The organism is Brevibacillus jepli, from assembly GCF_047229145.1.
Lineage (GTDB): Bacteria > Bacillota > Bacilli > Brevibacillales > Brevibacillaceae > Brevibacillus.
In genome coordinates this window covers 134,400-158,838 of the sequence record NZ_JBFEFW010000008.1, presented here as the reverse complement: position 1 = coordinate 158,838, position 24,439 = coordinate 134,400, and the positions used below count along the sequence as shown (strand labels likewise).

Here is a 24,439-nt window from a genome sequence, read left to right as displayed (position 1 = left end):
GCCCGCGCTCTCTATTTTTCAATATATGCGTATTTAAAGTACGAACCGCCGAGCGGGAAGATCACAAAGTCCTTGACCTTGTCGTTTTTCACATAAGCGTTGCCGCGGAAGTGCAGTGGTGCGAGCGGCATTTCTTCCATGAGAATCTTCTCAGCATCGAACATCAGCTGCTTGCGCTTTTGCTCGTCCGTTTCATAGTAGCTCTTGTTTAGCAGCTCTCGGTATTCCTTGTTATCGAAACGAATGACGTTGTTGCCACCCAAGTCCTTGTACATTTCGAGGAAATTGATCGGGTCATTGAAATCGGCTCCCCATAGCCAGATACCGAAGTCGTACTTGCCATTTTGGACATCTTCATTGAACACCTTCCATTCCGAGGTGCGAATGTCAATGTCGACACCCAGCGTTTGCTTCCACTCGTCCTGTAGCGCTTGAGCCAGCTTTTTGTCCGTTTCCCCGGTGTCATAGTAGTACGTGACCTTTGGGAATTGTGTCAGCCCGAGCTCTTTTAAGCCCTCTGCCAAAAGCTGCTTCGCCTTCTCTACATCTTCTTTAAAGTAGCCGTCTGGATTCAGCCCCATGGAAACGGGAACCCAGCCATAAGCGGGCGGAACACCTGTCTGGAGGATGTTATCCACCAATTTCTGTCGGTTGATGGAATACGAGAATGCCTGACGAATTTTTTTGTTGGTGAACGGAGGCTTCTCTGTATTGAAGATAACGGCCTTGGTGCCGGGGTTATCTGCGACGAGCAGCTTGCCCTCCTCTTTGATTTGACCGACCGCATCCGGCGACAAGCCAAAGGAAGGGTAGCCTCCCCAATCCAGATCACCATTTTCAAACATAGACAGGGCGGTGTTGTTATCCTCGATGATGGCAATACGGATCTGGTCTAGCTTGACGTTGGCACGGTCCCAATAGGTAGGGCTTTTGCTGAAGGTGAGCTTGGATTTGTGCTCCCACGTATCCATGATAAACGGGCCATTGCCGACAATCGTTTTCGCTTCTGTTGCCCACTGGGGATTGCTCTCGATGGTCTTTTTATGAAGAGGATAGTAAGTAGTGAATGAGGTCAATTCGCGGAAAAACGGTGTTGGTGAGCGCAAGGTGAAATCTAGCGTGTAGTCGTCCTTTGCCTTTACCCCGACGTCCTCCTGCTTGCCTTTTCCGGTGTAATAATCCTCGCCTCCTTTGATGTAGAAGAGTTGATAGGCGTAGCCGGAAGCGGTTTTGGGATCGAGATTGCGCTTGATGGCATACTCAAAATCGTGCGCGGTAACAGGATCGCCATTACTCCATTTGGCTTCCTTTCGAATGGTAAAAGTAAAATGAGTGAAGTCAGGAGTATGCGTGTAGCTTTCCGCGATGGCATTGATCATCTGGCCCTGACGGTCGACACTGGTCAGTCCTTCGAAGGTGAGGTTGATCATGTCCATTGAGGTCGAATCTGTTGCAATTCCGGCGTCCATGGTAGAGGGCTCACCTGTGATGCTCCATTGCAGGACCATCGGTTCTGTAGCAGCAGGTTTTGTTGTCGCTCCCGTTGGAGGAGATTGGACGTTTTCGACGGGCTTCGAGCTACAGCCGACGGAGAGACTAAACAGCAATACAGCAGTAGAAATGCCTAAGAGCCACTTGTTCATACATACCTCCCGTACAATTATTTGAAAAATAAGAAAATTCAAGGTTCCTCAAAAGAATAATGCACAGGGAGAAGGAGAGTCATTCAACACAATGTATAAATATTCATGAAAAATCACGGTTACAAACGGGGATAAATTCATACAAATTGTCCGTTACCTAATTAAGGATTTATCCGATGCAACAACAAAAGCCACCCGTAGAAGGTGGCTTTTGCATGAAGATGGAGAGACAGATTTACTTGTTCATCGGAAAAACGCCATCCCGCGATTTCCGTGTCCAAGGTGTACCGAGATAAGAAAGTGCCCAGCGATCCAGACCGTACCAGCCGGCTACCTTCCAAGCCATAACGAGCCAGGTTGCAAAAACAAAAAGGAGCGGGTTGCTGCTGACCGTTCCTGCGAACAGAAAGCTGACGTTCATCAAACCACCGAAGAATGCCGCGATCCCTGTCAGGCAGCCGAGAATCAAGCCGAGTCCGACGAGAACCTCACCCCAAGCGACGAGGAAGCCGAACACCTTGGCATTTGGCAATACGACATTTTCCAGGAACCAGGCATACCACGCCGTTACGTCCTTTCCCTCGGCTGCTTTCGCAAGCGATCCTTTTACGAACCCTTGAATCGCTCCGCCCGCCGCATCTCCGGTCCAGTTATCGGCCTGGACTTTTTTCCATCCGGCGGTAATCCATGCATATCCGACATACAGTCTGATGATTAACCAGATCGCAGCAGATTTCGTGCTGGTGAACAGGAAGTGTGATACGGGATTTTCAGGAATAATAATTTCGTTTTGACGATTATGCATGTGGGTTTCCTCCTACATACGTTTTGAACATCTTTGTTCGAGCAGATTTTAACATAACGAATGGCGAAACGGCCCGGTTTTGGGCATAAGTTCATACGGTGTTCATTGACACTATAAGCACGGTGTTAATGGTGAATCGTAGTGTTTATATTCCCAAAATAAAGTAAATTCATGAAAGGATTGACAAGTTAAGTTATGGTAAATTATGTTGAATAATGTTAAAAAATTCACAACATGGAGCAGACCTATGAAACGAATGTATATGTCTTTTCGTACTAAGCTTACCTTGATGATTTCCTTATTTACGATGCTGGTTGCCATCGTGCTGTCCTTTATCGACTATGCACAGTTCAAGACCAGCATTGTTTCTAACCAAGCCGTACAGTATCAGCTGGTAGAGGAGCATGTCACGAATGCAGTGAAAAATGTGGATATGGCGTATAGTGTTTTTGAAAAAGACATGGAAACCCGTATGCAACATACACTGCAAATTTTAACGAGCAACTATCGGGAAAATCCGGCGGTTGAAACGTGGGATTATGCAGCCCTGCGTGAGCAGTTCGGGATGGATATTTTCATTATCGACCGTTCGATTAAGGTTGCTCATTCGAGTGTCAAATCGGATATTGGACTTGATTTCAGCAAGGCCGGGGCATTTACGGAGCTATTGAAAAAGCGCATGGATGGAAATGAGTTTTCTGCCGATGGCATGGAGGTTTCCGTCAACACGGGTCAAATCAAAAAATTTGCTTACCTACCTACGTTTGACCATCAGTATCTGTTTGAAGTGAGCGTGAATTTGCAGGACAGCGATCTTTTTCAGACCTTTAATTTCCTTGCTGTTTCAGAGGCAATCACGGAGAAATACGACATAGTAAAAGACATCCTGGTCTTCTCGCATGATGGGTATGCCTTGGGAAGAACAGGGAGCGACGGGAAAGCCATGCGGGTGATCGACAGTCACTTGCCGATTTTTATGGAGGCATATCAATCTCAAGAGATCAGAGAATTTCATGAGAAAAGAGAGGAGCACGACCTCACCTATCGCCTCATCCCGTACAAGCTAGGCAAAGATCCGAACGATCTCAGTCGCTCACGTGTCATCAAGATTGTGTATGACAATACCGAGCTGAACAAGAAGCTGGCGGATAATCTGGAGTCTGTTGTCTGGAAGCTGGTTTGTTCAGTAGCAGGAGCGTTGCTGCTATCCTTCCTGCTGAGTCGCTGGATTACCCGCCCGATTGACCGAATGAGGGAGATCATTACGCAGACGGCTCAATTTGATTTGCGCGAAAAAATCGTGGTCAGCGAGCAGGGTACACAGGATGAGATCGGATTGACAACGAAGTCGATCGTCGTCATGCGCGAGCAATTGAGCGAGGTCGTAAGCAAGCTGTCTGTGGTATCCCGCTCGGTCGCTGAAAATGCGCAAAACGCGAAGCAGTCCACCGATAAAGTGAGCGAGCAGTCCAGCGGAACCGCGGAGGCTACGGGTATTTTGCTAGCGCACATGCAGGAGACGATGGCTGCCACAGAAGAAATGAATGCGACCTTGAACGACATGGAGACAGTCATTCACACGATTTCGAAAAGAACGGAAGAAGCGGCTTCCACCGCACAAGATGTCAGCTCGCGGGCAACTGCATTGCGAGAACATACGGTTGCTGCAGATAAAATGACGACAGAGCTCTATATGAATGTGAAGGCGCAAACGGAAATCGCAATCGCCGAATCGAAGGAATCGATGGAAAAAATCAATCTGTTGGCAGAGACGATACTCATGATTTCTGAGCAGACGAACCTGTTGGCGTTGAATGCGGCGATAGAAGCTGCTCGTGCAGGAGACAGCGGTAGAGGGTTCTCCGTAGTGGCTGATGAGATACGAAGATTGGCGACGCAATCGTCTGAGGTCGTCATTGATATTCAACGCATTATTCAGGTCGCCCGCGAATCCGTAGACAATCTGGCTACTAACTCGTCGAGTGTATTAGACTTCATCGACACGCGGGTCAGCTCTGACTATGACAGCATGATGGAAACATCGGAGAAGTACAATATGGATGCACAACGATTCCATACGTTGCTGGCGGAATTCAGTGCTTCTTTTGAAGAATTGAATTCCACGATCAGCAGTGTGGTTACGGTGGTGGAGCAAGTGACGAACGCCATGGAGAAAAGTGCACAAAGCGTGGAGGCGATTACAGAGCAATCTCGCATTATCGCGGACAACAATCAACAGATGGCGGCCATTTCTGAGCGGAATGTTGGTTTGACGCAGACGATGGAAGAGATCGTGCATCGGTTTAAAATATAAGTGGGACCCCCTTTCTGGTGAAAAACGGAAAGGGGGGTGTCATGTATTTATAGAACAAGTATTCCATGGGAGGGAATATATGAGGACCTTTATTTACATGAAAAGGGGTGGTCAGATGCCAACCACATTACTCAATTATTGAAAGATGAGGCAATAGATACGTTCATTTCAAGTCCGTATAAAAGGGCGATGGCAACAATCGAAGAATTAGCGCAGTTCGTAGGTAAAGAGATCGTCGTTTTTGAAGATCTTAGAGAACTCGTTTTTATAGGAAACGATCAAATCATGGCCGATAACGAATTGTACCCATTAGTAAAGAAGATGTTTTCTGAACCAGACTTTTCGTTGCCTGGGGGAGAATCTATTCGAATTTGTCGGAATCGCGCGGTAAAAACGTTGAGAACGATTTTAGATCAATATAGAGGACGGAAAGTAGTAATAGGAACACATGGTGCCATTATGACATTGATGATGGGGTACTTTGACCCTCAGTACGACTTGGAGTTTTTATTAACGACGTCAAAGCCCGATATATACAGGATGGAATTTCAGGATGATGTATACGTGAAAACAGAACGATTGTGGAAGGACGCGAATCTCTCTACTGACCCAACTACGAAGGAAAAGAAGTGACGATTGAAGTAATCGTCAAATAAAACCGATTCAAGCACGTACAAGAAAAGCCACCGAATTTAGGGTGGCTTTTCGCTTTAATGGCTACGACTCTATGAATCTGAGCTTATCAGGATTTCTGACAAAGTAGAGGCTGCGAATGACTCCGTGTTCCATATGCAAAAACACTACGGTGTCAATCCTCCCGTCCTGTCTGATCACAAACCCGGTCTGGTCGTTTAAAGGTGCAAGCTCTATACAGAAATCTGCGTGCTTCGAGAAGCCGCGCATCAAACCGAGCAAGAAGGAAGCAACGCGTTCGCCAGATAGGATTGGACGCAGGGCTGCAGTGACCTTGCCGCCGCCGTCGGAGAGGAGTACAGCATCTGTGGCGAGCAACGTGAGTAAGCTCTCGACATTTCCGTGCTCCAGCGCAGACAGAAAACGACTGATCCATTCTTCACCGAGCTCTTTTTCTTGAGGGAGAGCAGGTTCCTCTGGGACAATCCCCATTTTCTTTTTCGCCCGACTAATGATCTTGCGGCAGTTCGCTTCGTTTTTTCCAACCAGCTCGGCAATCTCGTCATATTGAAAGTCAAAAGCTTCTCGCAAAACAAACACCGCTCTTTCTGAGGGAGACAGCCTCTCCAACAGGACGAGCATCGCGTAGGATAGCAAATCTTTGGTAATGACAGAATCATAGCTGTCAGTATCAGGGGTAGAGATGGGCTCTGGCAGCCACGGTCCTGTATACAGCTCCCGTTTTTTGCGGGCGGATTTTAACAAATCGAGGCAGCGGTTGGTGGTCATTTTGCACAGGTAAGCCTTCGGTTCGGCCATCTTTTCCAACGAGACACCATGGGCCTTCACGAATACATCCTGCACGATATCCTCCGCATCTGTGGCCGAGCCGAGCATCTGATAGGCGAGCCGGAACATGAGCCCTTTATATTGTTCGTACAGAGCCTCCATGGCTGTGTCACTTCCTCTAGAATTGTATCCGTTCTCTATTGCCTTATTTTATCATGCTGGCAATATTCCAGGTGAACTGGCGAATTTTCCACCCTAATTTGCCTGTCAAAATAATATCCAGCCCCCATTTTCTCGTCCAAACCATTCCACGTTCAGGGCCGAGTCCAATGCAGTAAACGTCCATGTAGCTTTTGTGTGCGGGAGCAGGGATGCCGTCCAAATCTGCCAGTACAATTTTGCCCAAACGTACCGCCTGTCCGGAGGCTTCCTTGCAGGTCATCGTATCCGCCTGCCCGTTGGCTGGATCTACGATGCGTGCACAATCGCCAATACTGTACACCCCGGGCGTACCTGCTACGCGATAAGACTCATCGACGACCACCTGTCCGCGTGTGGTGAGTGGCAAGGCCATGCTGCGCAATGCGGGATTGGGTAAGAGTCCGAGCGACCAGACGCACAGCCCGACAGCAAGGGTGCGACCACTTGCCAGCGTCAGGATTCCGTCCCGCTCATGAAGTGCTTTTTGACTATGCAGAATGGTTACACCGCCATCTGTGAGTGCATTTTCCAGCTTGCGTCCCATTTTGGCAGGACCTTCTGTAAACAAGCGATCTTGAGCATTGATGAGATAGACCTTGACTTCGGCAGGATTGATTCCGAGGTTTTTCGCTTCCTCGTGCATGGCAAAAGCCAGCTCCGCAGAGGTTTCCATCCCGCTGATGCCCGCTCCCGCAACGGCAATCGTCAACAATCGCTGACGTTCGGGTGCTGTTTTCTCATGCACAGCTTGGCGCATGTTCGCAAGCCACTTTTCCCGAACGGACCCGGCAGCCTCCACTCCCGTCAAAGCGATGCCTCCTTGTTCGGGCTCTGGTTGGCGAATGACGCTTCCTACTGCCAGGATGAGAATGTCGTAGGGCAGCGCCTGCTCTTGGCCGCTATTGTTCAAGAAAAGGAGGGTCTTCTCTTTCCCTTTGATCGAGGTGACAGTACCTTGCACGAATTCGACGCTCTCTGGAAACAGGCTTTTTAGCGGAATCGAGATGTCAGTTTTGGCAGCTGCCGGTTTGAACAGCAGGACTTTGCGCAGGTGATGAGGCTCTTTATCGATTAAGATAAAGCGGATCGGGCGTCCCTTGCACGTATCCCGAACGGCTTTTAGCGCGTTGATACCTGCGTACCCGCCCCCGACAATCACACATGTTACTTCTTTCATCCCAATCAGCTCCTCGGTTGGTTTGACCATATAACGAGGTGTGGAGCGATTGTGTGACAAAAACCAAACAGGAAAATGTCGAAGAAAATCGAATAGGGAATAGATGGAAGGATAGACACATCAGAGTTCGTAGGAGGATAGCAAGCATGTCATACCACGTATATACTTTCGCGCAAAGATCGGATCTAGACGATCAAGCTGATGAACTCATCCAAGCAAGCTGGTCTGCCTTCATGCTGAATGATGAAGTGGCTAACGAATATTACAGTCATCTGTATGACTGGTTTCCCTCGTTTCAATTCATGCTGACAGACGAAGCTGACAAGGTGATGGCCGTAGGAAATGCGATTCCGTTTTATTGGGATGGCACTGCAGAAGGGCTGCCAAAAGGCTGGGATGATGTCTTCTTGCAAGGGATTGAAGGCTATCGCCAAGAAAAGCAGCCCAACGCTTTATCAGCGCTCTCCATTTCGATTGGTCCCGAATACCGCGGACTAGGACTCAGCAAGCAGATGGTTACGGCGATGAAGGATATCGCCAAGGAAAATGGCTTGACGTACATGGTGGCTCCCGTGCGTCCGTCGCATAAGCACAAATATCCGCTCACACCAATGGACAAGTTCGTACAGTGGAAAACGTCCGATGACGCTCCGTTTGATCCGTGGGTGCGTACGCATTGGAAACTGGGAGCTACGATTATGCAGGTGGCGCCGGAATCCATGCTGATCAAAGGAAGCTTGAAGGATTGGGAAAGCTGGACGAGGATGAAATTCCCGGAGTCAGGATCGTACATTATTCCAGACGCATTAGCTCCGGTGCAGGTTGACGTGGAAAAAGACGAAGTAGTATATATCGAGCCGAATATTTGGATGCAGCACTTCCTGTAGCGATTTACCAAGTGGCAGCAGGCGCGATCCAAAAAGATTTGGTTTTTGGAAAAGGACGAACAAACAGCGAAGTAGCCGTTGTGGACATCACATCGGTTTCTTTTTGCATTTTCTGTCACCTTTTTGCCGTGAGAAGGATCATACCTACTAGCAAGCAATCAACGGATGAGGTGAACGGGTTGAACGAAGCAGAAACAATGCCAGCCAGTCTGGAGGTTACACGGGAAGCCAGACTGAAATGGCTGATGCAGCAATACGGGGAGAAGATTTTTCATCTGGTGAGTCTCACGGTAAAGAACCATGCCTTGGCAGACGATATTACCCAAAACGTGTTTATCAAAGCCTATCGGCATCTCGATCAGTTCCGCGGGGATGGCCATATCAAGCATTGGCTCTACAAGATCGCGATGAATGAAAGCAAAAAGCATTTTCGATCGTGGTCGTTCCGCAACATTTTTCCGACGATGGATGATCATCTGGGCGACATGATGGATCGGCAGGCGAACAACCAGGTAGAGGAAGAAATTCTGAACCGGGTGAAGCGGGAAGAGGTCGTCACGTACATTCAATCCCTCGCACCGAAGTACAGGCAGGTGATCCTCCTGCACTATTACGAAGACCTGTCGATTACAGAAGTGGCGGACATTCTCTCGGTTTCGCAGGAGGTTGTCCGTACGCGATTGCACAGAGCCAGAAAGCAATTAAAGGAGACCATGTCGAAGGAGGTAACAGGATGAGCGACGATCGCATGTGGAGAGAATGGAGCCAATCAGCCAAGCAAGCTGTTCGGGAGAAATATCCGTTTCAGTTAGAAAAATTGGAGCAGGATGTGTTTGCCAAAATAAAGCGTGAAAAGCGTCGCCGTCGCTGGCAGGTAACCTCTTGGGCAGCGGGTGTGGCAGTTGCTGCCCTGTTTTTCTTCCAGATTGTTCAACCTTTCAACGAGGGCGAAGCTTTATGGGGACTGACGGGGGCCGAGAAAGGTCAGGAAGCATTTGAGTGGATCACGCCAGATGAAGGCTTTATGCATGCGTTGAAGAATGGCTATCCGATTCTGCCTGAGGTGAAATTGGAAAAGGACGGGTATGTTTTTCAGATTCGGGATACCATGGTCGATCACAGACGAATTACGTTTACACTGTTAATCTCCGGTGAAAAAATGGAGGAGATTGCGCGAATTCCAGACGAATCGAAAAGAAATGAGTTAATCTATGGGGGACTTCGTGTAGATTTGGGCGACTTGAGAGAAATAGGTGGTGCAAGCAGAGATTTTCAACAGATCGATGGTGTGCAGTATCTTATCTACAGGGCGAATTACCGAATCAACGAGAAAGTAATGCGGACGATCTTGAATCAGCCTAAGCCTGTTCTCCCGTTGCAAATCGTAGATGCGCACAAGAATGGAGAAGAAAAAGTGGTAGCGGAGCTGTTGCTGCCGCTGCCCAAGTCCGTGACCGTAGCCGAAAAAGTCATCGAACCTGCCGCAGGGGCAGATACTGCGCTAGAAACAGCAGATTCGGTGACGAGTCTTCAAGTCAACAAAATGATCGCTTCGCCTACTGTGACGGAAGTAGAGCTTGAAGCGAATTTCAAAGAGGGATATGAGCTGCATCGGTTAGAAAATATGAAGCTGGTCGATGGAAGCGGGAAAGAATATCAGCCAATCGACGACAAGCTGAATGCAAACGTGAAGCAAGTGATGGGGACCAATACTTACAAGGCGCAGTTTATTCCATCGCTGTTCTTCGAGGAGCTCCCGGAAAAACTGGAGCTGCGCTTCGACAAAGTAACGATGAGACGATCCCTTGAGGATACCTTCGTGCTTGATTTAAACGCGAAATATCCGCAAAGCATTCCGTTTGGAAAAAAGAAGCAGCTGCACATCGAAAAGGCTTATTACGAAAAAGGCAGACTGGTCATTGTCATTCCGAACAAAGGGCCGGAGGAGATTAGCCTGCGTGTAGACGGTAAGAACTACCGGAATTTAACTCCAACAGATGATATGAAAAGCGTCTTGATTGACTTTGAGGTACCGAAGAAGGAAACGTACGAGGTAAAAATGTCCGGGCTTGAGTGGGAGAGAGTTACGGTGGACGGTGTCATTCCGCTTACCAAATAACGCTTGTAGTAAAAGAGGTATAGGATGGCCAGTTGGTCATTTTATGCTTCTTTTTGTTGGCGGGAAGGGTTTTACACATAATCAAAATTGATAAAAAAACGAGCCAGTAGAGAGTCATTTCCCAGGCTCGTTTCTTGTTTTTTCGTACACTTTTACACCCGTTCCACCGGGCTTGTCAGGCAAGTAGGTCCACCTGTTCCCTTATAAGAAATCTCATTGCCCTCATACTCGTATACAGTCGCACCTGCGTCGAGAAGACGTTGCTTGGTAATCGGGTTGCCTGCCACGACCATGCACACACGAGGCGCGAGGGCGAGAACGTTGCTGCCCAGATTTTCATACTCATCATCCGGTACTTCAATTAACTGAATGCCTCTGTCGATGAGCAGCTGACGGAAAAATACAGGCATCAGCTTGGAATAGACGACAGCCAAATCATGATCGACCATACTGATGACTGACATCAGATGCAGACATTCCGCAGGTCCACGATCATACGGAAGCTGTACCACGATGATTTCATCTGTAAAATCCTTAACCATTTCCGTAATTTGAGCGATAGCTGCTTCATTCGTGCGGAAGCCAAGGCCAATGGCAAGCGTTTTGTCATCCAGCCAGACGAGATCGCCGCCATCTGACAAGGCGTCTCCAGTGAGTTGCCCCAGGATCGGAATATTGTTTTCTTCTAAAAAGGCTTTGTATACTTCTGCTTCTCCTTGACGGAGTTCTTTGCCAGATTTGAGGATGATCGCCCCTTTGGAAGTAAATTTTACGGGGTCGTGTGCGTAAATGGAATCCAGTCCGGTTTTATCGGATTGTGGCAGGTGCAGGACGTTTTCCACATGCTCGCGCAGGATTGCTTCGAATTTGGCGTACTCATGAAGAGCCGTGTCCCAGTCCGGGCGATCTGTATAGTTGAAGGTTTTCCACGATTGATCGAGATGTTCTTGGCTAATAAATGCTTGATGGGGATGCTTGATGATGACCGTTTTCATCTTTTTGACCATGGATTGGCTGCCTTGGAACATAGTTGCCTCCCTTTATTCCACATTGCAGAATATTATTCATATTTCGAAATGTTCACCATTAGTTTACACATTCTGATTTCTGACTGTCAATCTGTGATTCCTACCTGGAGTTTTTTTGCGATTCACAAAATTAGAGCAAATGGTTTAACATAGTTTCATAGGAGAAGATAGATAGAAAAGGGGGGATGACCGTGATTCAATCGTTTGATCGAGCGATGGCGATTGCAACGGCACTTTCGTCGGACGAGCATAGAAAATGGTGGACGATCAATGATTTAGCGAAGGAATGCCAGCTCCCGGTCAGCACCATTTATCGACTGTTGTACACGTTGATGGGTCATGGATTGGTAGAGCAGGATGCTGCGACCAAGCAATATACGTTGGGGATTAAATGGATGGAATTCGGCTTGCGCGTGCTCGATCGGATCGATTATCGCAAAGTAATCAAGCCGATGATCGAGGAGCTGGCCAGAGAAGTGAACGAGAGCGTATACTTCAGTCAGCCTAGCGGACTCGAATCGATTGTCGTTGATCGTGTAGACAGTCAGCACAATATTCGCATCTACGACCAGTTGGGCTTGCGGATTCCGATGCATATCGGTGCGGCCAATAAAGTCGTGCTGGCCCATATGCCTGTGGAGGAAGCACGACAAACCGTAGTGCAGTTGGTGGATGAAGAGCAGGTGCCTGTTTTTATGGAGAAACTCATGGAGATCAGAGCAGCTGGTCATGCAGTCAGCTTTGCGGAGCGGACGGAAAATACGGCGTCCGTCGCAGCGCCGGTGATTGACTACAATCAAAAGGTAATCGGGGCGTTAAGCATTGGAATTGTTACGTATGATTTGAAGGAGGAACGGCTCCAGTATTTGATTGAACGGGTGAAGGATGTCGCTCACAAAACTTCGCAACGGCTAGGCGGCCTGTCATAGGCCGGCTGGCCTTTTTTTTTGCTCTTTTCACCTTATAGATTTTGTTAATAATACTAAACAAAATAAGTGATAAATTAATAAAAATAAAAAATATATTGACATCTTTTATACATATATTGTAAAAATGTATTTGTATCAAATTTTGGGAGGTTTTTACATCGAGATTTGCAGTTGAAGTTTTAGATTTAATTTCATCATTATCGATCAAATAGATCGTATCCTGCTCCCCAAAGAAATACGGTGAGTGCAACAAGAATTAACTGGAGGGGCTAGAGAAATGGCTTGGATTATTGCAACAGAGCTATTCAGAATTTTTTTTGCTTATGTAGGCGGGTATATGATTCTACTAGGCTTGCAAACTTCCTATAAATGGATAAATGGAAAAGAAGCCAAGATTACCTTTTCCCAAAAAATGATGGTTCTCACAATTAGTGTGGCTGTCGATATCATTTGGAGATTTGTTTTTTAATCATCAAACGACATAAAGCAAAAACTCGATCTTCCGTGGAGAAATCGATGCCATTACAGGAGAGTGGCTGCCACACTAATCAAGAGAGACACCAGGGGGAGACTCCTGGTGTTTTGTTTTGTATAAACGGAAAAAGGCACAGTTCCACTGCAAAACCTGCATGCAGTTACTGTGCCTTATACGGGAGCATAATGGTGAACTTGGTCCCTACTCGTGGTTTGCTTGATACATTAACGGATCCACCAATCGCATGGATGACATGGTAGGAATAAGTCAGTCCAAGACCGGTCCCACTCGATTTCGTAGAAAAGTAAATGGTACCGAGACGGCTGATCTGTCCTGCATCCATGCCGACACCGTTATCCTTGATGACCAACAGTGCTTTGTTTCGCTCAATGAGCAAGCCGAGGGTAACTTTTCCGTCCGAAATATCTGAGCAGGCCTCGATTGCATTTTTGATGAAATTCACGAGCACCTGCTTGAACTCGTCTGGGTTGGCCTTGATCTTCACGGGTTTCTCAAAGGCTTGCAGCTCCAGCTCTACGTTATACATATTGGCAAACGGGAGCATCACTTCACGAATGGCATGCAAAAGCTCGCAAACATTAATCAGCTCATGCCGTTCCTTGAGCGGCTTGGAAATCGCAAGGTACTCGGTCAAGATGGCTTCTGTCCGTTGGATTTCGTCCAGACTGATGCGAATGTATTGATCGACTTTTACCAAATTTTCCGGAGATTCCTGTATCAATTTCAAGAAGCCTTTGACTGCTGTCAACGGATTTCGTACCTCGTGTGCGAGCGAGGCGGCAACGTGGCTCATCGTCTGGATTTTTTCATTTTGCGCGTGGCGGATGAACAGCTCCTTATCCGAAACGCATTTGCTGAAAAGCGACATTAATAGCCAGAGCCCGAAAAAGTTTTGAATGGGAATGAGAACTGTATAGTAGACGAGATTTTGTGATACATAGGTCGGGAAAAAGTAATAAGTAATCCCCAAAGCAACACTGGAAAAAATCGCACTCGTCATAAAAAGATACAGTGTTTTCCGATAACTGGCTTTGTAGTGCTTGTAAATTAAGAGTGCCAACAAAAAATTTACGGCAAGGATCAGCATCGCAACCCATGTTCCTTGGCCGCCTAGATAATACCGATAAACCAAGGCTTCGATCAGAAGGAGCAAGGCAACCTCAATACCGCCATAAACCAGTCCGAACAGGATGATGACATGCCGTATATCAAAAATCATGCCGTTAGTAACGCTCGGGGCAAAGGTCATCGCAAGAATCATGCAGGCAGAACTGGTAATGATGATAAACGAACGGCTGTAGTTCCTCATTTTGTCGCGGTAATAAATGTTGAAAAACACAAAAGGAATAATCGCAAAAAACCATTGCAGAATGACTTCTTTTAATAGACTCATGTAGCATCCCCATCGCAAAAATTTGCTAGGCTTGTATCAATCTACGATAATTCGACAAGACACAACAAAATCCCTCTCGTATTTACAGTGAGAATTGGAATAAATATCTAGAAATTCTTTGTATAACCTAGTTGACAGATGGGTAATGCCCGGATTATATTCTGTATATACTAATACAAACGTTTTGAAAATAAACACTACTCTTATCAAGAGAAGGCTGAGGGAATGGCCCTATGAAGCCCGGCAACCTAGCGCGAGAGATGATGATTCTTTCGAGCCAAGGTGCTAACTCCAACAGGTAGAAATACCTGACAGATAAGAGGCGAGAATCTTGTCGATTTTTGTCCTCTTTCTCTGTGGAAGAGGATTTTTTGCGTAGCTAACGTGGGGAAGTGGGGAAGAAGCGCATTTCCAGTCTACGCTTCGGCCTACGCCCTGCTGTGGGATTGACTGTCCGCTCAGGAAAAAATGGCGGGAGCGCTTCAAACGTAGAAGTTTCAAGGAAGTAGCCCATAAGTGAAGCTGAAATTCCCCGCCATTTTTTCCTGCGCTGGGGCGGGCTCCAGAGGCGCTTGGACTGGAAATGCGCTTCTTCTACGAGGATTTTGAAAAGAAAAAGGGGGAACATCAAAATGAAAAAGAAACTAGGGCTGATTACTTCACTTGTATTGGCTGCGTCAGTTCTCGTAACGGCATGCGGTGGCGGAGCAGCAACAGGAACCGGAAGTACGACCGAAGGCGCTTCGGGGGAGAAGGCGAAGAGAATCGCACTCATCATGCGTCAAAATGTAGGGACATTCTCTGCCCAATACATCAATGGTGTGAAGACAGAGGTCGAGAAAAACGGCGGCGAGCTGACCGTTTTTAATGCAGATACCGATCTGGCAAAAATGGCGTCCAACCTCGATGCGGCCGTGAATCAAAAATTTGATGGCATTCTGATCGACCATGGTACGGCAGAAGCCTTGCAGCAGGGTACACAAAAAGCTGTGGATAGAAAAATTCCGGTCGTCCTGTTTGATACAGACATCAACATTCCGGGCGTGCCAGTTGTGGCGCAGGATGACAACAAATTGGCTGAGCTGAGCCTGGAGAAGCTGGCTGCAGATACGAACGGCAAAGGCAACATCGTAAAAATATGGGTAGCGGGCTTTGCGCCAATGGAAAAACGCCAAGTCACGTATGAAGCTTTCCAGAAGAAGTACCCAGATATAAAAGAAATCGCCGCATTCGGTTCTGCGACCAACAATACGGCACTCGATACGCAAACACAGATGGAAGCCATCTTGAAAAAATACCCGAACAAAGGCGACATCACAGCAGTATGGGCAGCTTGGGATGAATTTGCCAAAGGGGCAACTCGTGCCATCCAGCAAGCAGGCCGTACGGAAATCAAAGTATACTCCATCGATTTGAGCGATGAGGATCTGCAAATGATTCAGGCGGAAAACTCTCCGTGGACTGCGACAGCAGCGGTAGACCCATCCAATATCGGGCGCATTCATGCCCAAACCGTGTTCCAAAAAATCAAAGGCGAGCAAGTGCCAGACAACGTGAAGCTGAATCCAGTGCTGGTGAAACAGGAAGACCTGCCGAAGGATAAAAAAGTAACGATGGGCGACCTGTCCCAATACGTAAAAGAGTGGGGTAAGTAAGCGCGTCAAAATTGGCTGTTCCCGTTGATTCGTATCTATCAACGGGATTTTTCCTTATACAGGAGGTGTGAAAAATGTCCACATTGCAAATGAAAGGGATGACGAAGCAGTTTTCCGGGGTTCCTGCCCTGCGATCCGTCGATTTTGAGGTGCGCGCAGGAGAGGTTCATGCACTGCTCGGTGCCAATGGCGCAGGAAAAAGCACCCTGATGAAAATTCTCACGGGAGCGTATCAGGCAGATGGCGGCACGATCACCATCGATGGCCAGACTGTGACGATCCAATCTCCGCAGGACGCCAAAGCATTGGGCATCCAATGTGTGTATCAGGAAGTGGACACCGCCTTGATCCCGTATTTGAGCGTCGCCGAAAACATACTGGCGGGTCAAATTGTCCAGGCGAAAACCAAAGGACTGATCAACTGGCAGAGCTTGTACAACGAGTCGGAGCAGATTTTACAAAGCTTCGGCTTCTCCATTCCGGTGAGGATGCTGGTCGAAGAATGTACGCTTTCGGAAAAGCAATTGATTTTGATCGCACGGGCTACCGTACAAAAAGCCAAGTACGTTATTTTCGATGAACCGACTGCGCCGTTGAGCACCAAGGAGAGCGAGCGACTGTTCCAAATCATTGCACAGCTGAAAAAAGCAGGCGTCGGCATCATTTACATTTCCCACAGGCTGCCGGAAATTTTTGAAATCTGTGATCGGATCACGATTATGCGCGATGGTCAGCATGTCGTGACCTCAGAGACGACTGCGACGAATATGGACGAAGTGATCGCGAACATGCTGGGCAAAAGCTTCGACGAGGAGTTCCCGAAGCTTGCGGTGCCGATTGGCGAGACGATTTTGGAAGTGTCCGGAGTTGCTGGTGGCAAAGTGCGTGGGGTCGATTTGAAAGTACGCGCGGGAGAGATCGTGGGTGTCGTCGGTCTGGTCGGAGCAGGGAAGACTGAGCTCGCCCGATTGCTCTTTGGTGCGGATGAGGCAAAGGCTGGTGCGATCCGACTACATGACGTACGAATCCAACTACGCTCGCCCAAAGACGCCGTTGATTCAGGCATCGTGCTCGTCCCGGAGGAGAGGCGTAAGGAAGGGATTTTTGTAGAGGAGTCCGTGCAGAACAACCTGTCTGTCGCCTCGTTGAAAAAGAAATCCTTGCTAGGTTTCATCAAAAGAGGGGCGGAAACGGCGAACGCAAGAGAGCTCGTGCAGCGTCTTGGTGTGAAAACAGCCGATATCAAGCAGCTGGTCGGTTTTCTCAGCGGCGGAAACCAGCAAAAAGTCGCGATCGGAAAATGGTTAGATACGAACTCGGACATCTTCATGTTTGATGAGCCGACAAAAGGTGTGGATATTGGCGCAAAAAGCGATATTTACCGCCTGATCGGAAGGCTGGCGGAGCAGAAGAAGGGCGTCCTGTATTTCTCCTGCGAGTTTCAGGAGGTCATCGGGATTGCAGACCGGATTCTCGTCATGTTTGAGGGTAAGATCGTGAAGGAACTGAGTCGCGAGGAAGCAACGCAAGAACTGATTATGTACTACGCAAGCGGAGGTGAGTAACGTGGCAGATAAAAAGTTTAGCCTTTTTGATTTTGTATACAAATACGGAACGGTTGCAGTCATTGTCATTGTCATGTTGTTATTCAGTCTGACCAACCCGTATTTCTTCACGTACGACAACTTGACGGACATTCTACGGTCCATCTCGATTGTGACGTTTGTTGCGATTGGTGTTACGTTCTCGCTAATTGTCGGGGGCTTTGACCTGTCTGTGGGCTCGACGGTTTCGTTGACCACGGTCGTCTCTGCTTCCATGATGGTTTGGTATGAGCAAGGAATCTTCACGACATTGGTTGTACCGATTGTACTCAGCTTGCTCGTCGGGCTGGTCAATGCTTTTCTCGTCGTAAAAATCCGCATTCCTGATTTGCTCGCGACACTGGCAATGCTCTACATCGTAAACGGCATTCATATGACGTATTCCCAAGGGTATTCCATCTACGCCAACATGCCGATGCAAGACGGCACGCAGGCTCCGGGCAAATTCCAGGAGTGGTTCCTCTGGCTGGGCCAAGGAGAAATTCTCTCCGTTCCGGTACCTGTCATTTTGACCTTTTTGCTCGTCGCGATTACGCATGTTTATTTGACCTATACGAGACAGGGGCGGATGCTGTACATGACAGGCGGTAATTTGGAAGCAGCCCGTCTGTCGGGGATTCCCGTGAATCGCTATCGTACCTTGGCTTATGTGCTCTCTGCTCTTTTTGCAGGCTTGGGCGGGATGCTTTTGGCGGCGCGGATTGGTACTGGCCAAGTGAATAGCGGGGGCTCTATGCTGATGGATGCGGTAGCGGCTGCTTTCGTGGGCTTCTCCGTTTTTGGGGCAGGGAAGCCAAACGTGTTCGGTACATTTGTCGGAGCGATTCTGATTGGGGTATTGCTCAACGGCATGACGATGCTCAATCTGCCGTATTACGCTTACGATATCATTAAAGGAACGGTATTGGCGCTTGCACTGGCTGTGACGTATTATCAGCTGCGCAGAAAACGAAACGCTTAGATTCGTAACGTTCCTCTTGCTTTTCTCTCATCAATTTCTCATCTTCCTATTATTCCCTTCTCTTTTTTGGAGCTTAGTATTGGTCTTACACAAGTGAGACAAATGCGAAAGCAAATTCAGATAAAGAGAAGGGATGTTGTTTTTATGCGTATACTCGTAGTGCCTTCGGGCTTTAAAGAAAGTTTAGATGCCGAGCAAGCAGCAGAGTGCATGAAAGAAGGAATCCTGCGCGTGCTGCCGCTCTCCCAAGTACAAACGCTGCCGATGGTTGACGGAGGAGAAGGCTTTACAAAAGCGATTGTGAAAATTACGAATGGTTCGATCATTGATAAGGAAGTAACAGGACCAGTAGGAGAAAAGGTTTCCTCCCATTTCGGAGTGTTCGGATCAAAGACGACAGGTCAAACCGCTGTAATCGAGATGGCGGCAGCGGCCGGACTCCGATTGGTTCCAAGAAGCTTGCGTGATCCGCGCAAAACAACGACACATGGCGTGGGTGAATTAATCAAGGCTGCGCTGGACTTGGGGGCAAATCGTATTTTGCTAGGCTGCGGTGATTCAGGAACCTCCGATGGCGGGGCAGGTATGGCGCAAGCACTTGGCGCAAAATTTTTGGATGCAAACGGTCAAGAAATCCGCATTGAAGGCGGAATCTCGCTGGCAAACGTAGCGAAAATCGACGTTTCTGGCATGGACAAAAGACTGAAGCAGGTGCAAATCGATGTGGCTTGCAACTGGTTTAACAAGCTGTGTGGGGAAAACGGGGTCGCACGCGTGTTTGGCCCGCAAAAAGGAGCAACTCCTGAGCAAGTCGTTGAGCTGGAAGAAGCACTCGAACAGTTCGCAGCTGTTATTGCGCGGGACTTCGGAATGGATGTTAGAGAAATGCCGGGTAGTGGCGCTTCGGGAGGCTTGGGTGCTGGACTGCATGCGCTGACGGGTGCGAATCTGTATCCACGCTACGACATCATCATGAAGTACATTGATTTGGATCGTATGCTTCAGGAGACGGACCTTGTGTTTACGGCGGAAGGAAGCATTGATTTTCAGACACCGCGAGGAAAAATTCCAGTGGAAGTGGCGAAGCGGGCGAAGAAGCATGCCCTGCCGGTAGTGGCATTGGTTGGGACTGTTGGCAAAGGTGCCCGACTCAATTATGAGCATGGCATTGATGCGTACACGAGTATTTTGCCGATGCCGTCTACGTTGGAAGAAGCGTTCTTGCATGCCCAGAAATGGCTGACTGATTGCTCGGAAAGCTCCATGAGAACCATCATGGTTGGCCTGCAGCTCGCAAATCGTTTAATGGCGAAGGAGCAAGTATCGTGAGTGCACAGACTGTAGCAAAGGAAAGACCTGCCTGGGTCCTTCCAATTGCCTTGATTATGTTCGTTGAATTACTGCTTATGCTGCCTTCTTCCCTGACTTTTGAAGCGAAATGGAGCTTGTTCGGCTTTTGCGTCGCGGTGATCCTGTGGACGACAACCTCGCTGAACTCAGCCTATGTAGCGATTGGATCTGTGTTACTCCTGGTCGTGACAGGGACGGCTGACCAGGAAATTTTGTTCGACTCGCTCGCCTCCGATGTCATTTGGTTAATGATTGGGTCGTTCATTCTCGGCGGTGCTCTTCAAGTGACCGGCTTGGCAGGCAAACTCACAGATCTGGTCGTGAGCCGCGCGAAGAATGTAAAAAGCTTGTTTTGGCTCTTGACGGTCGTCGTTCAATTTCTCGCTTTCTTTATCCCATCTACCTCTGGACGCGCAGCGGTGCTACTGCCTGTTTTCCACTCGCTGACCTCCGAAATCGGGAACAAACAAATTACGAAAGCCATGGCGATCCTGATTCCGACGATTATTTTAGTATCGACCAGCTCCACCATGATCGGAGCGGGCTCCCATTTTATCGCACTCGATATGCTGAAGGAGTTCAATGGGGAAGGGATTAGCTTCGCGGAGTGGCTGTTGTGGGGACTGCCGTTTGGGGTAGTGGCCAGCATCGTTACTTGCCGGATTGTTCTGGCTCTGTTTCTTACCAAAGAAGAGATGCAGCGCCCACTCACGAGCAAAAAGCTCTCCCTCACCTTGTCCCGCAACGAAAAATATACGGTAGCCGTGATCGGGGCGATGGTCATCTTCTGGCTGACAGAACGTTTTCACGGAATCGAGATTGCTACCACGACAGTCGTCGGTGCCTTTCTTTTGACACTGCCGAATGTGGGTGTCATGAAATGGAAGGATGGCGTGCAGTCTGTCTCGTGGAACCTGATTCTGTTTGTAGGGGCAGCCATTGCACTTGGTAAGTCGTTGCTGGAGAGCGGCGCGGCAGAATGGATCATGAAGAAGCTGTTCTCGATTACCGAGCAGATGGAAGGGGAATCGTCGCTTCTGATCATTGTCGTTATTACTTTGCTGACACTGACGTCGCATCTGTACATTACATCGCATACGACGAGAGCAGTCATTCTCGTTCCACCGCTTCTCTACTTTGCGAGCAGCCTTGATTTGAATGAAGTGACCGTGTTGTTCTTAGGAATCGTCGGCATGAACTACTGCTTGACCTTTCCTGTCAGCTCCAAAGCATTGCTCATGTTCCAGGAGAGCGGCAAAGAGACCTTTCTGCCCAAGGATTTGCTGCGGTTGAGCATGTATGCAGGTGTGGCTCACGCGATCCTGATGGTTGTCTTCTATTACGCGTACTGGCAATGGGTGGGATTATCGATATAAGTAAAAAATTATATCTTTCGTACGGATTACTCTTTGATCCACAGTCAATATTTGCTAAACTCAACTGGATAATGGATGCAATGGCTTAGGAGGATTACATGTCGGAGCGAATATTAATTGTGGAAGATGAAGAGAAAATTGCTCGTGTGATTCAATTAGAGCTGGAATATGAAGGATACGAGAGCGAGATCGCCAAAACAGGGCTCGAAGCGATGGAACAATACACGCAAGGCGGTTGGAACTTGATTTTGCTCGACGTACTGCTGCCTGGCTTGTCAGGCATAGAAGTGCTTCGCCGGATTCGGTCCAAGGATTCCGCGACACCAGTCATTTTATTGACGGCCCGAAATGCGGTCGTGGACAAAGTGAATGGGCTTGATCAAGGTGCGAATGACTACATCACGAAGCCATTTGAAATCGAAGAGCTGCTGGCTCGCATCCGTTCCTGCCTCCGCCTGTCCCAAATGACAAAGAAAGTGGAAGCCAGTTCGAAGGTAGAAGTAGCGGATTTAAGCCTGGATGAAAAATCGCGGGAAGTCACGAGAGGCACCAGTCAGATCGAGCTGACGCCGCGTGAATTCGATTTGTTGCTGTATCTGATGCAGAATAAAAACCAAGTTCTGAATCGTGAACAGATTCTCACACACGTATGGGGATTTGATTACTTCGGAGACACGAATGTCGTTGACGTGTACATTCGTTACTTGCGCAAAAAGGTGGACCAAGGGTATGAAGCCCCGCTTTTGCATACAGTACGAGGCGTTGGTTATATGCTGAAGGGGTAGATTATGAAAATCAAAAATAAAATTCATTTGTTCTCGACGGTCGCACTCTTGCTTCTGTTGCTCATGGTCAACAGCTTCATTTACTTCGTGTTCTACAAAGTGACAACAGATGGGGAGCTGGATCGTCTACAACGAGAGGTCCTGCACATCCAGAGCGGCCTCAATCAGCCTGGTGTGGAAAAATTCGACACTGCTACGCTGCTGCAGCCGTATTTGCCATCGAACGGTATGATCCGTGTTATCGATCAGCAATCACGGGCCTTCGTCACGCAGGAAGTAGACAGCACGCAACCAATTCCGGCACCTAAGCCCCTCTTTGAAAGAAAAGCGAGTGAAGGTGTCTTCGATGTCAACGGAGCGAAATACGCATACGTCAAGGTCCCGATCATTTGGAAGAATGGCAAAATTGTCACGCTAGAAGTGATTGAAAGTATTGCGGGTTTGCAAGAGAATTTGAACCTGCTGCAAAACGTTCTGCTATTTGCTTCGCTGTTCGTGCTGATTCCTGCATTTTTTGCGGGACGCATGCTGAGCAATCTGATTTTGCGACCAGTCAATTCGATGATTCAAACAATGGAAGCCATTCAAGCGCGCAGTATTTTTAAGAAAATACCACTCGAAAACACATCCAAGGATGAATTGCACGCGTTAGGAAGTACCTTCAACAAGATGATGGATTTATTGCAGCAAAACTTTGAGAAACAACAACAGTTCGTTTCAGATGCTTCTCATGAGCTGAAAACGCCGCTGACCGTAGTAGAGAGCTATGCGAAGCTATTGAAGCGTTGGGGGACGAAAAAGCCGGAGGTTCTGGCCGAGTCGGTTGAAGCGATCTATTCGGAGGCCGTGCGCATGAAGGATATGACCAATCAAATGCTCCTTCTCGCCAACAATAGCGCCGAATGGAATCTAGATGTAAATGAAATCGACTTGATTCCGATGTGCCAAACCACCATCACGCAATTAACCAATGCGTATGGCAGGTCCTTTCAACTGGACGCAAACACCGAATCGGTTCCTGTGATGGCCGATGAACAAAAACTAAAACAAGTGCTCGTCGTTTTACTCGACAATGCGATGAAATACAGCTCAAATGAAATTGAAGTGGGTGTAGGGATTCAAGGGGACCGCCCTTATTTTTCGGTTAAGGATTACGGAATGGGGATTCCCAAGGAAGATTTGCAGCATGTTTTTGATCGTTTCTTCCGTGTAGATAAAGCCCGCAGCCGAGAAACAGGGGGCGTAGGACTAGGTCTTTCTATTGCGAAACAGATCGTCGATGCCCATCAAGGTGATATTGCACTAGATAGTGAAGAAGGGAAATGGACGCTCGTGACCGTTTTTTTGCCGGGGCACGTTAAGAAATAGCAGGAGGTACGTATGGATAAAAAATGGAAAATAGGGCTGCTGGCGAGCTTTTTGCTGGTCACCACGGCATTTGGCATGCAACGGATCTTCGCGAGTATGGATTTGCAGTCATTATCAGAGGAGGAAGTCAAACAGATCGTGACGGCTCGCTATCCGGGGAAGATTGAATCGATCTCCATGACGGATGTAGGGGAAAACAGCATTTACAATCTTCAGCTTCTCAATGAGCGCGGAACGTACAGTGTGATGGTGAATGCACAGACTGGCGAGATTATTGATTTGAAGGAGCTATCCTTAGTCGCAGCCACAGCACAACCGAAGGCAAACGAAACGGCGACGAATCCAACGCAGCCGGGTTCAAAACCGACAGGCAGCACAATACAACCGAATGGCAGCGGGAAGGATGCTTCAGGCAACGCGACCAAGCCAACAGGAGCGGGGACGGTAGGGACTGTTGCGCCAGGTAAACAACTGCCAGCTACTACCCAACCCCCAACCCAGACACAACAGCAGCCGAAACCAAATCAAAGTCCGAATCCACCAGCACAGCCACAGACCAAAATTACCGAACAGCAAGCGAAGCAGATCGCGACGGAAAGAACAAGTGGCGGCACGATCGATGATGTTGATTTAATCGAGACAAAGAGTGGGGCAGTCTATCGCGTAATCACGAAAAAAGACTCCAAAACGGTAGATGTACGCGTCCATGCCATTACCGGAAAAGTGCTTTCGACGACCACAATCGAGAATGGCTCTACCAATGATGATGACGATGATGATCAGACACCAGCCGATAAAAATGGGAGTGCTCCGGCGGATACATCAACAGGTGATGACACGAACTCCAATGACACCGACGACGATGATCTGGATGATGGTGATGATGATTAGGATGTAGATTTCATATAGAGAGAGCCGTCAGTGTC

General features: G+C 48.1%; 21 protein-coding genes and 1 riboswitch. Of the genes, 15 read left to right on the top strand and 6 right to left on the bottom strand.

The annotated features are described in order from the left end of the window. Positions 1 to 11 precede the first annotated feature (11 nt). Together AB1L17_RS11045 and AB1L17_RS11040 are read right to left on the bottom strand one after the other, a co-directional pair. Complete coding sequence (locus tag AB1L17_RS11045; RefSeq protein ID WP_412844813.1) at positions 12 to 1,643, bottom strand: peptide ABC transporter substrate-binding protein; 1,632 nt, start codon at positions 1,641 to 1,643, stop codon at positions 12 to 14. Between the two features lie 235 nt (positions 1,644 to 1,878). Further along, entirely contained in the window at positions 1,879 to 2,448 is a 570-nt protein-coding gene (locus AB1L17_RS11040; protein ID WP_412844814.1) for a DoxX family protein, read from the bottom strand. A gap of 247 nt (positions 2,449 to 2,695) precedes the next feature. On the opposite strand from AB1L17_RS11040, the gene AB1L17_RS11035 reads away from it, so the two are divergent. Then, complete coding sequence (locus tag AB1L17_RS11035; protein WP_412844815.1) at positions 2,696 to 4,762, top strand: methyl-accepting chemotaxis protein; 2,067 nt, start codon at positions 2,696 to 2,698, stop codon at positions 4,760 to 4,762. A 36-nt stretch (positions 4,763 to 4,798) separates the two neighbouring features. Next, positions 4,799 to 5,395, top strand: coding sequence for a histidine phosphatase family protein (locus AB1L17_RS11030; protein WP_412844816.1), 597 nt, complete (start codon positions 4,799 to 4,801; stop codon positions 5,393 to 5,395). Positions 5,396 to 5,479: 84 nt separating this feature from the next. Here AB1L17_RS11030 and AB1L17_RS11025 read toward each other — a convergent pair whose 3' ends face one another. Continuing rightward, positions 5,480 to 6,346 (bottom strand): RNA polymerase sigma-70 factor, encoded by an 867-nt coding sequence (locus tag AB1L17_RS11025; RefSeq protein WP_412844817.1) that lies wholly within the window; start codon positions 6,344 to 6,346, stop codon positions 5,480 to 5,482. Positions 6,347 to 6,389: 43 nt separating this feature from the next. After that, on the bottom strand, positions 6,390 to 7,562 hold the full coding sequence (locus AB1L17_RS11020) for an NAD(P)/FAD-dependent oxidoreductase (RefSeq protein ID WP_412844818.1): 1,173 nt from the start codon (positions 7,560 to 7,562) through the stop codon (positions 6,390 to 6,392). A gap of 146 nt (positions 7,563 to 7,708) precedes the next feature. On the opposite strand from AB1L17_RS11020, the gene AB1L17_RS11015 reads away from it, so the two are divergent. The 3 genes from AB1L17_RS11015 to AB1L17_RS11005 all read left to right on the top strand — a co-directional run bounded on the left by AB1L17_RS11015 (position 7,709) and on the right by AB1L17_RS11005 (position 10,568). Beyond that, positions 7,709 to 8,449: a GNAT family N-acetyltransferase gene (locus AB1L17_RS11015; protein WP_412844819.1), complete on the top strand. Its 741-nt coding sequence runs from the start codon at positions 7,709 to 7,711 to the stop codon at positions 8,447 to 8,449. 179 nt (positions 8,450 to 8,628) lie between these two features. Beyond that, positions 8,629 to 9,186, top strand: a complete 558-nt coding sequence (locus AB1L17_RS11010; protein ID WP_412844946.1) for a sigma-70 family RNA polymerase sigma factor — start codon at positions 8,629 to 8,631, stop codon at positions 9,184 to 9,186. After that, positions 9,183 to 10,568, top strand: coding sequence for a hypothetical protein (locus AB1L17_RS11005; RefSeq protein WP_412844820.1), 1,386 nt, complete (start codon positions 9,183 to 9,185; stop codon positions 10,566 to 10,568). The genes AB1L17_RS11010 and AB1L17_RS11005 overlap by 4 nt, the downstream gene beginning before the upstream one ends. Before the next feature lie 152 nt (positions 10,569 to 10,720). On the opposite strand, the gene AB1L17_RS11000 is transcribed toward AB1L17_RS11005, so the two are convergent. Continuing rightward, on the bottom strand, positions 10,721 to 11,596 hold the full coding sequence (locus AB1L17_RS11000) for a dimethylarginine dimethylaminohydrolase family protein (RefSeq protein WP_412844821.1): 876 nt from the start codon (positions 11,594 to 11,596) through the stop codon (positions 10,721 to 10,723). Between the two features lie 191 nt (positions 11,597 to 11,787). Between AB1L17_RS11000 and AB1L17_RS10995 the strand changes: the two genes are divergently transcribed. After that, entirely contained in the window at positions 11,788 to 12,525 is a 738-nt protein-coding gene (locus AB1L17_RS10995) for an IclR family transcriptional regulator (RefSeq protein ID WP_412844822.1), read from the top strand. A gap of 277 nt (positions 12,526 to 12,802) precedes the next feature. Next, entirely contained in the window at positions 12,803 to 12,994 is a 192-nt protein-coding gene (locus tag AB1L17_RS10990) for a hypothetical protein (protein ID WP_412844823.1), read from the top strand. A gap of 166 nt (positions 12,995 to 13,160) precedes the next feature. Here the strand turns inward: AB1L17_RS10990 and AB1L17_RS10985 are convergent, their stop codons facing one another. Further along, complete coding sequence (locus AB1L17_RS10985) at positions 13,161 to 14,414, bottom strand: ATP-binding protein (protein WP_412844824.1); 1,254 nt, start codon at positions 14,412 to 14,414, stop codon at positions 13,161 to 13,163. 200 nt (positions 14,415 to 14,614) lie between these two features. Then, positions 14,615 to 14,736: riboswitch (SAM riboswitch) on the top strand. Positions 14,737 to 15,046: 310 nt separating this feature from the next. Between AB1L17_RS10985 and AB1L17_RS10980 the strand changes: the two genes are divergently transcribed. The 8 genes from AB1L17_RS10980 to AB1L17_RS10945 all read left to right on the top strand — a co-directional run bounded on the left by AB1L17_RS10980 (position 15,047) and on the right by AB1L17_RS10945 (position 24,404). Next, a complete protein-coding gene (locus AB1L17_RS10980) occupies positions 15,047 to 16,069 on the top strand; it encodes a sugar ABC transporter substrate-binding protein (protein WP_412844825.1) in 1,023 nt (340 codons plus the stop codon). Positions 16,070 to 16,143: 74 nt separating this feature from the next. Further along, positions 16,144 to 17,634, top strand: coding sequence for a sugar ABC transporter ATP-binding protein (locus AB1L17_RS10975; RefSeq protein WP_412844826.1), 1,491 nt, complete (start codon positions 16,144 to 16,146; stop codon positions 17,632 to 17,634). Position 17,635: 1 nt separating this feature from the next. Continuing rightward, the gene (locus tag AB1L17_RS10970) at positions 17,636 to 18,634 is read left to right on the top strand and encodes an ABC transporter permease (protein ID WP_412844827.1); all 999 of its coding nucleotides are present in this window, start codon (positions 17,636 to 17,638) and stop codon (positions 18,632 to 18,634) included. A 144-nt stretch (positions 18,635 to 18,778) separates the two neighbouring features. After that, entirely contained in the window at positions 18,779 to 19,963 is a 1,185-nt protein-coding gene (locus AB1L17_RS10965; protein WP_412844828.1) for a glycerate kinase family protein, read from the top strand. 56 nt (positions 19,964 to 20,019) lie between these two features. Further along, positions 20,020 to 21,360 carry an SLC13 family permease gene (locus AB1L17_RS10960; RefSeq protein ID WP_412844947.1) on the top strand — a complete coding sequence of 447 codons (1,341 nt, stop codon included), beginning with the start codon at positions 20,020 to 20,022 and terminating at the stop codon, positions 21,358 to 21,360. A gap of 98 nt (positions 21,361 to 21,458) precedes the next feature. Then, the gene (locus tag AB1L17_RS10955; RefSeq protein WP_412844829.1) at positions 21,459 to 22,145 is read left to right on the top strand and encodes a response regulator transcription factor; all 687 of its coding nucleotides are present in this window, start codon (positions 21,459 to 21,461) and stop codon (positions 22,143 to 22,145) included. Positions 22,146 to 22,148: 3 nt separating this feature from the next. Continuing rightward, entirely contained in the window at positions 22,149 to 23,513 is a 1,365-nt protein-coding gene (locus tag AB1L17_RS10950; RefSeq protein WP_412844830.1) for a HAMP domain-containing sensor histidine kinase, read from the top strand. Positions 23,514 to 23,525: 12 nt separating this feature from the next. Continuing rightward, positions 23,526 to 24,404: a PepSY domain-containing protein gene (locus AB1L17_RS10945; protein WP_412844831.1), complete on the top strand. Its 879-nt coding sequence runs from the start codon at positions 23,526 to 23,528 to the stop codon at positions 24,402 to 24,404. Positions 24,405 to 24,439 lie beyond the last annotated feature (35 nt).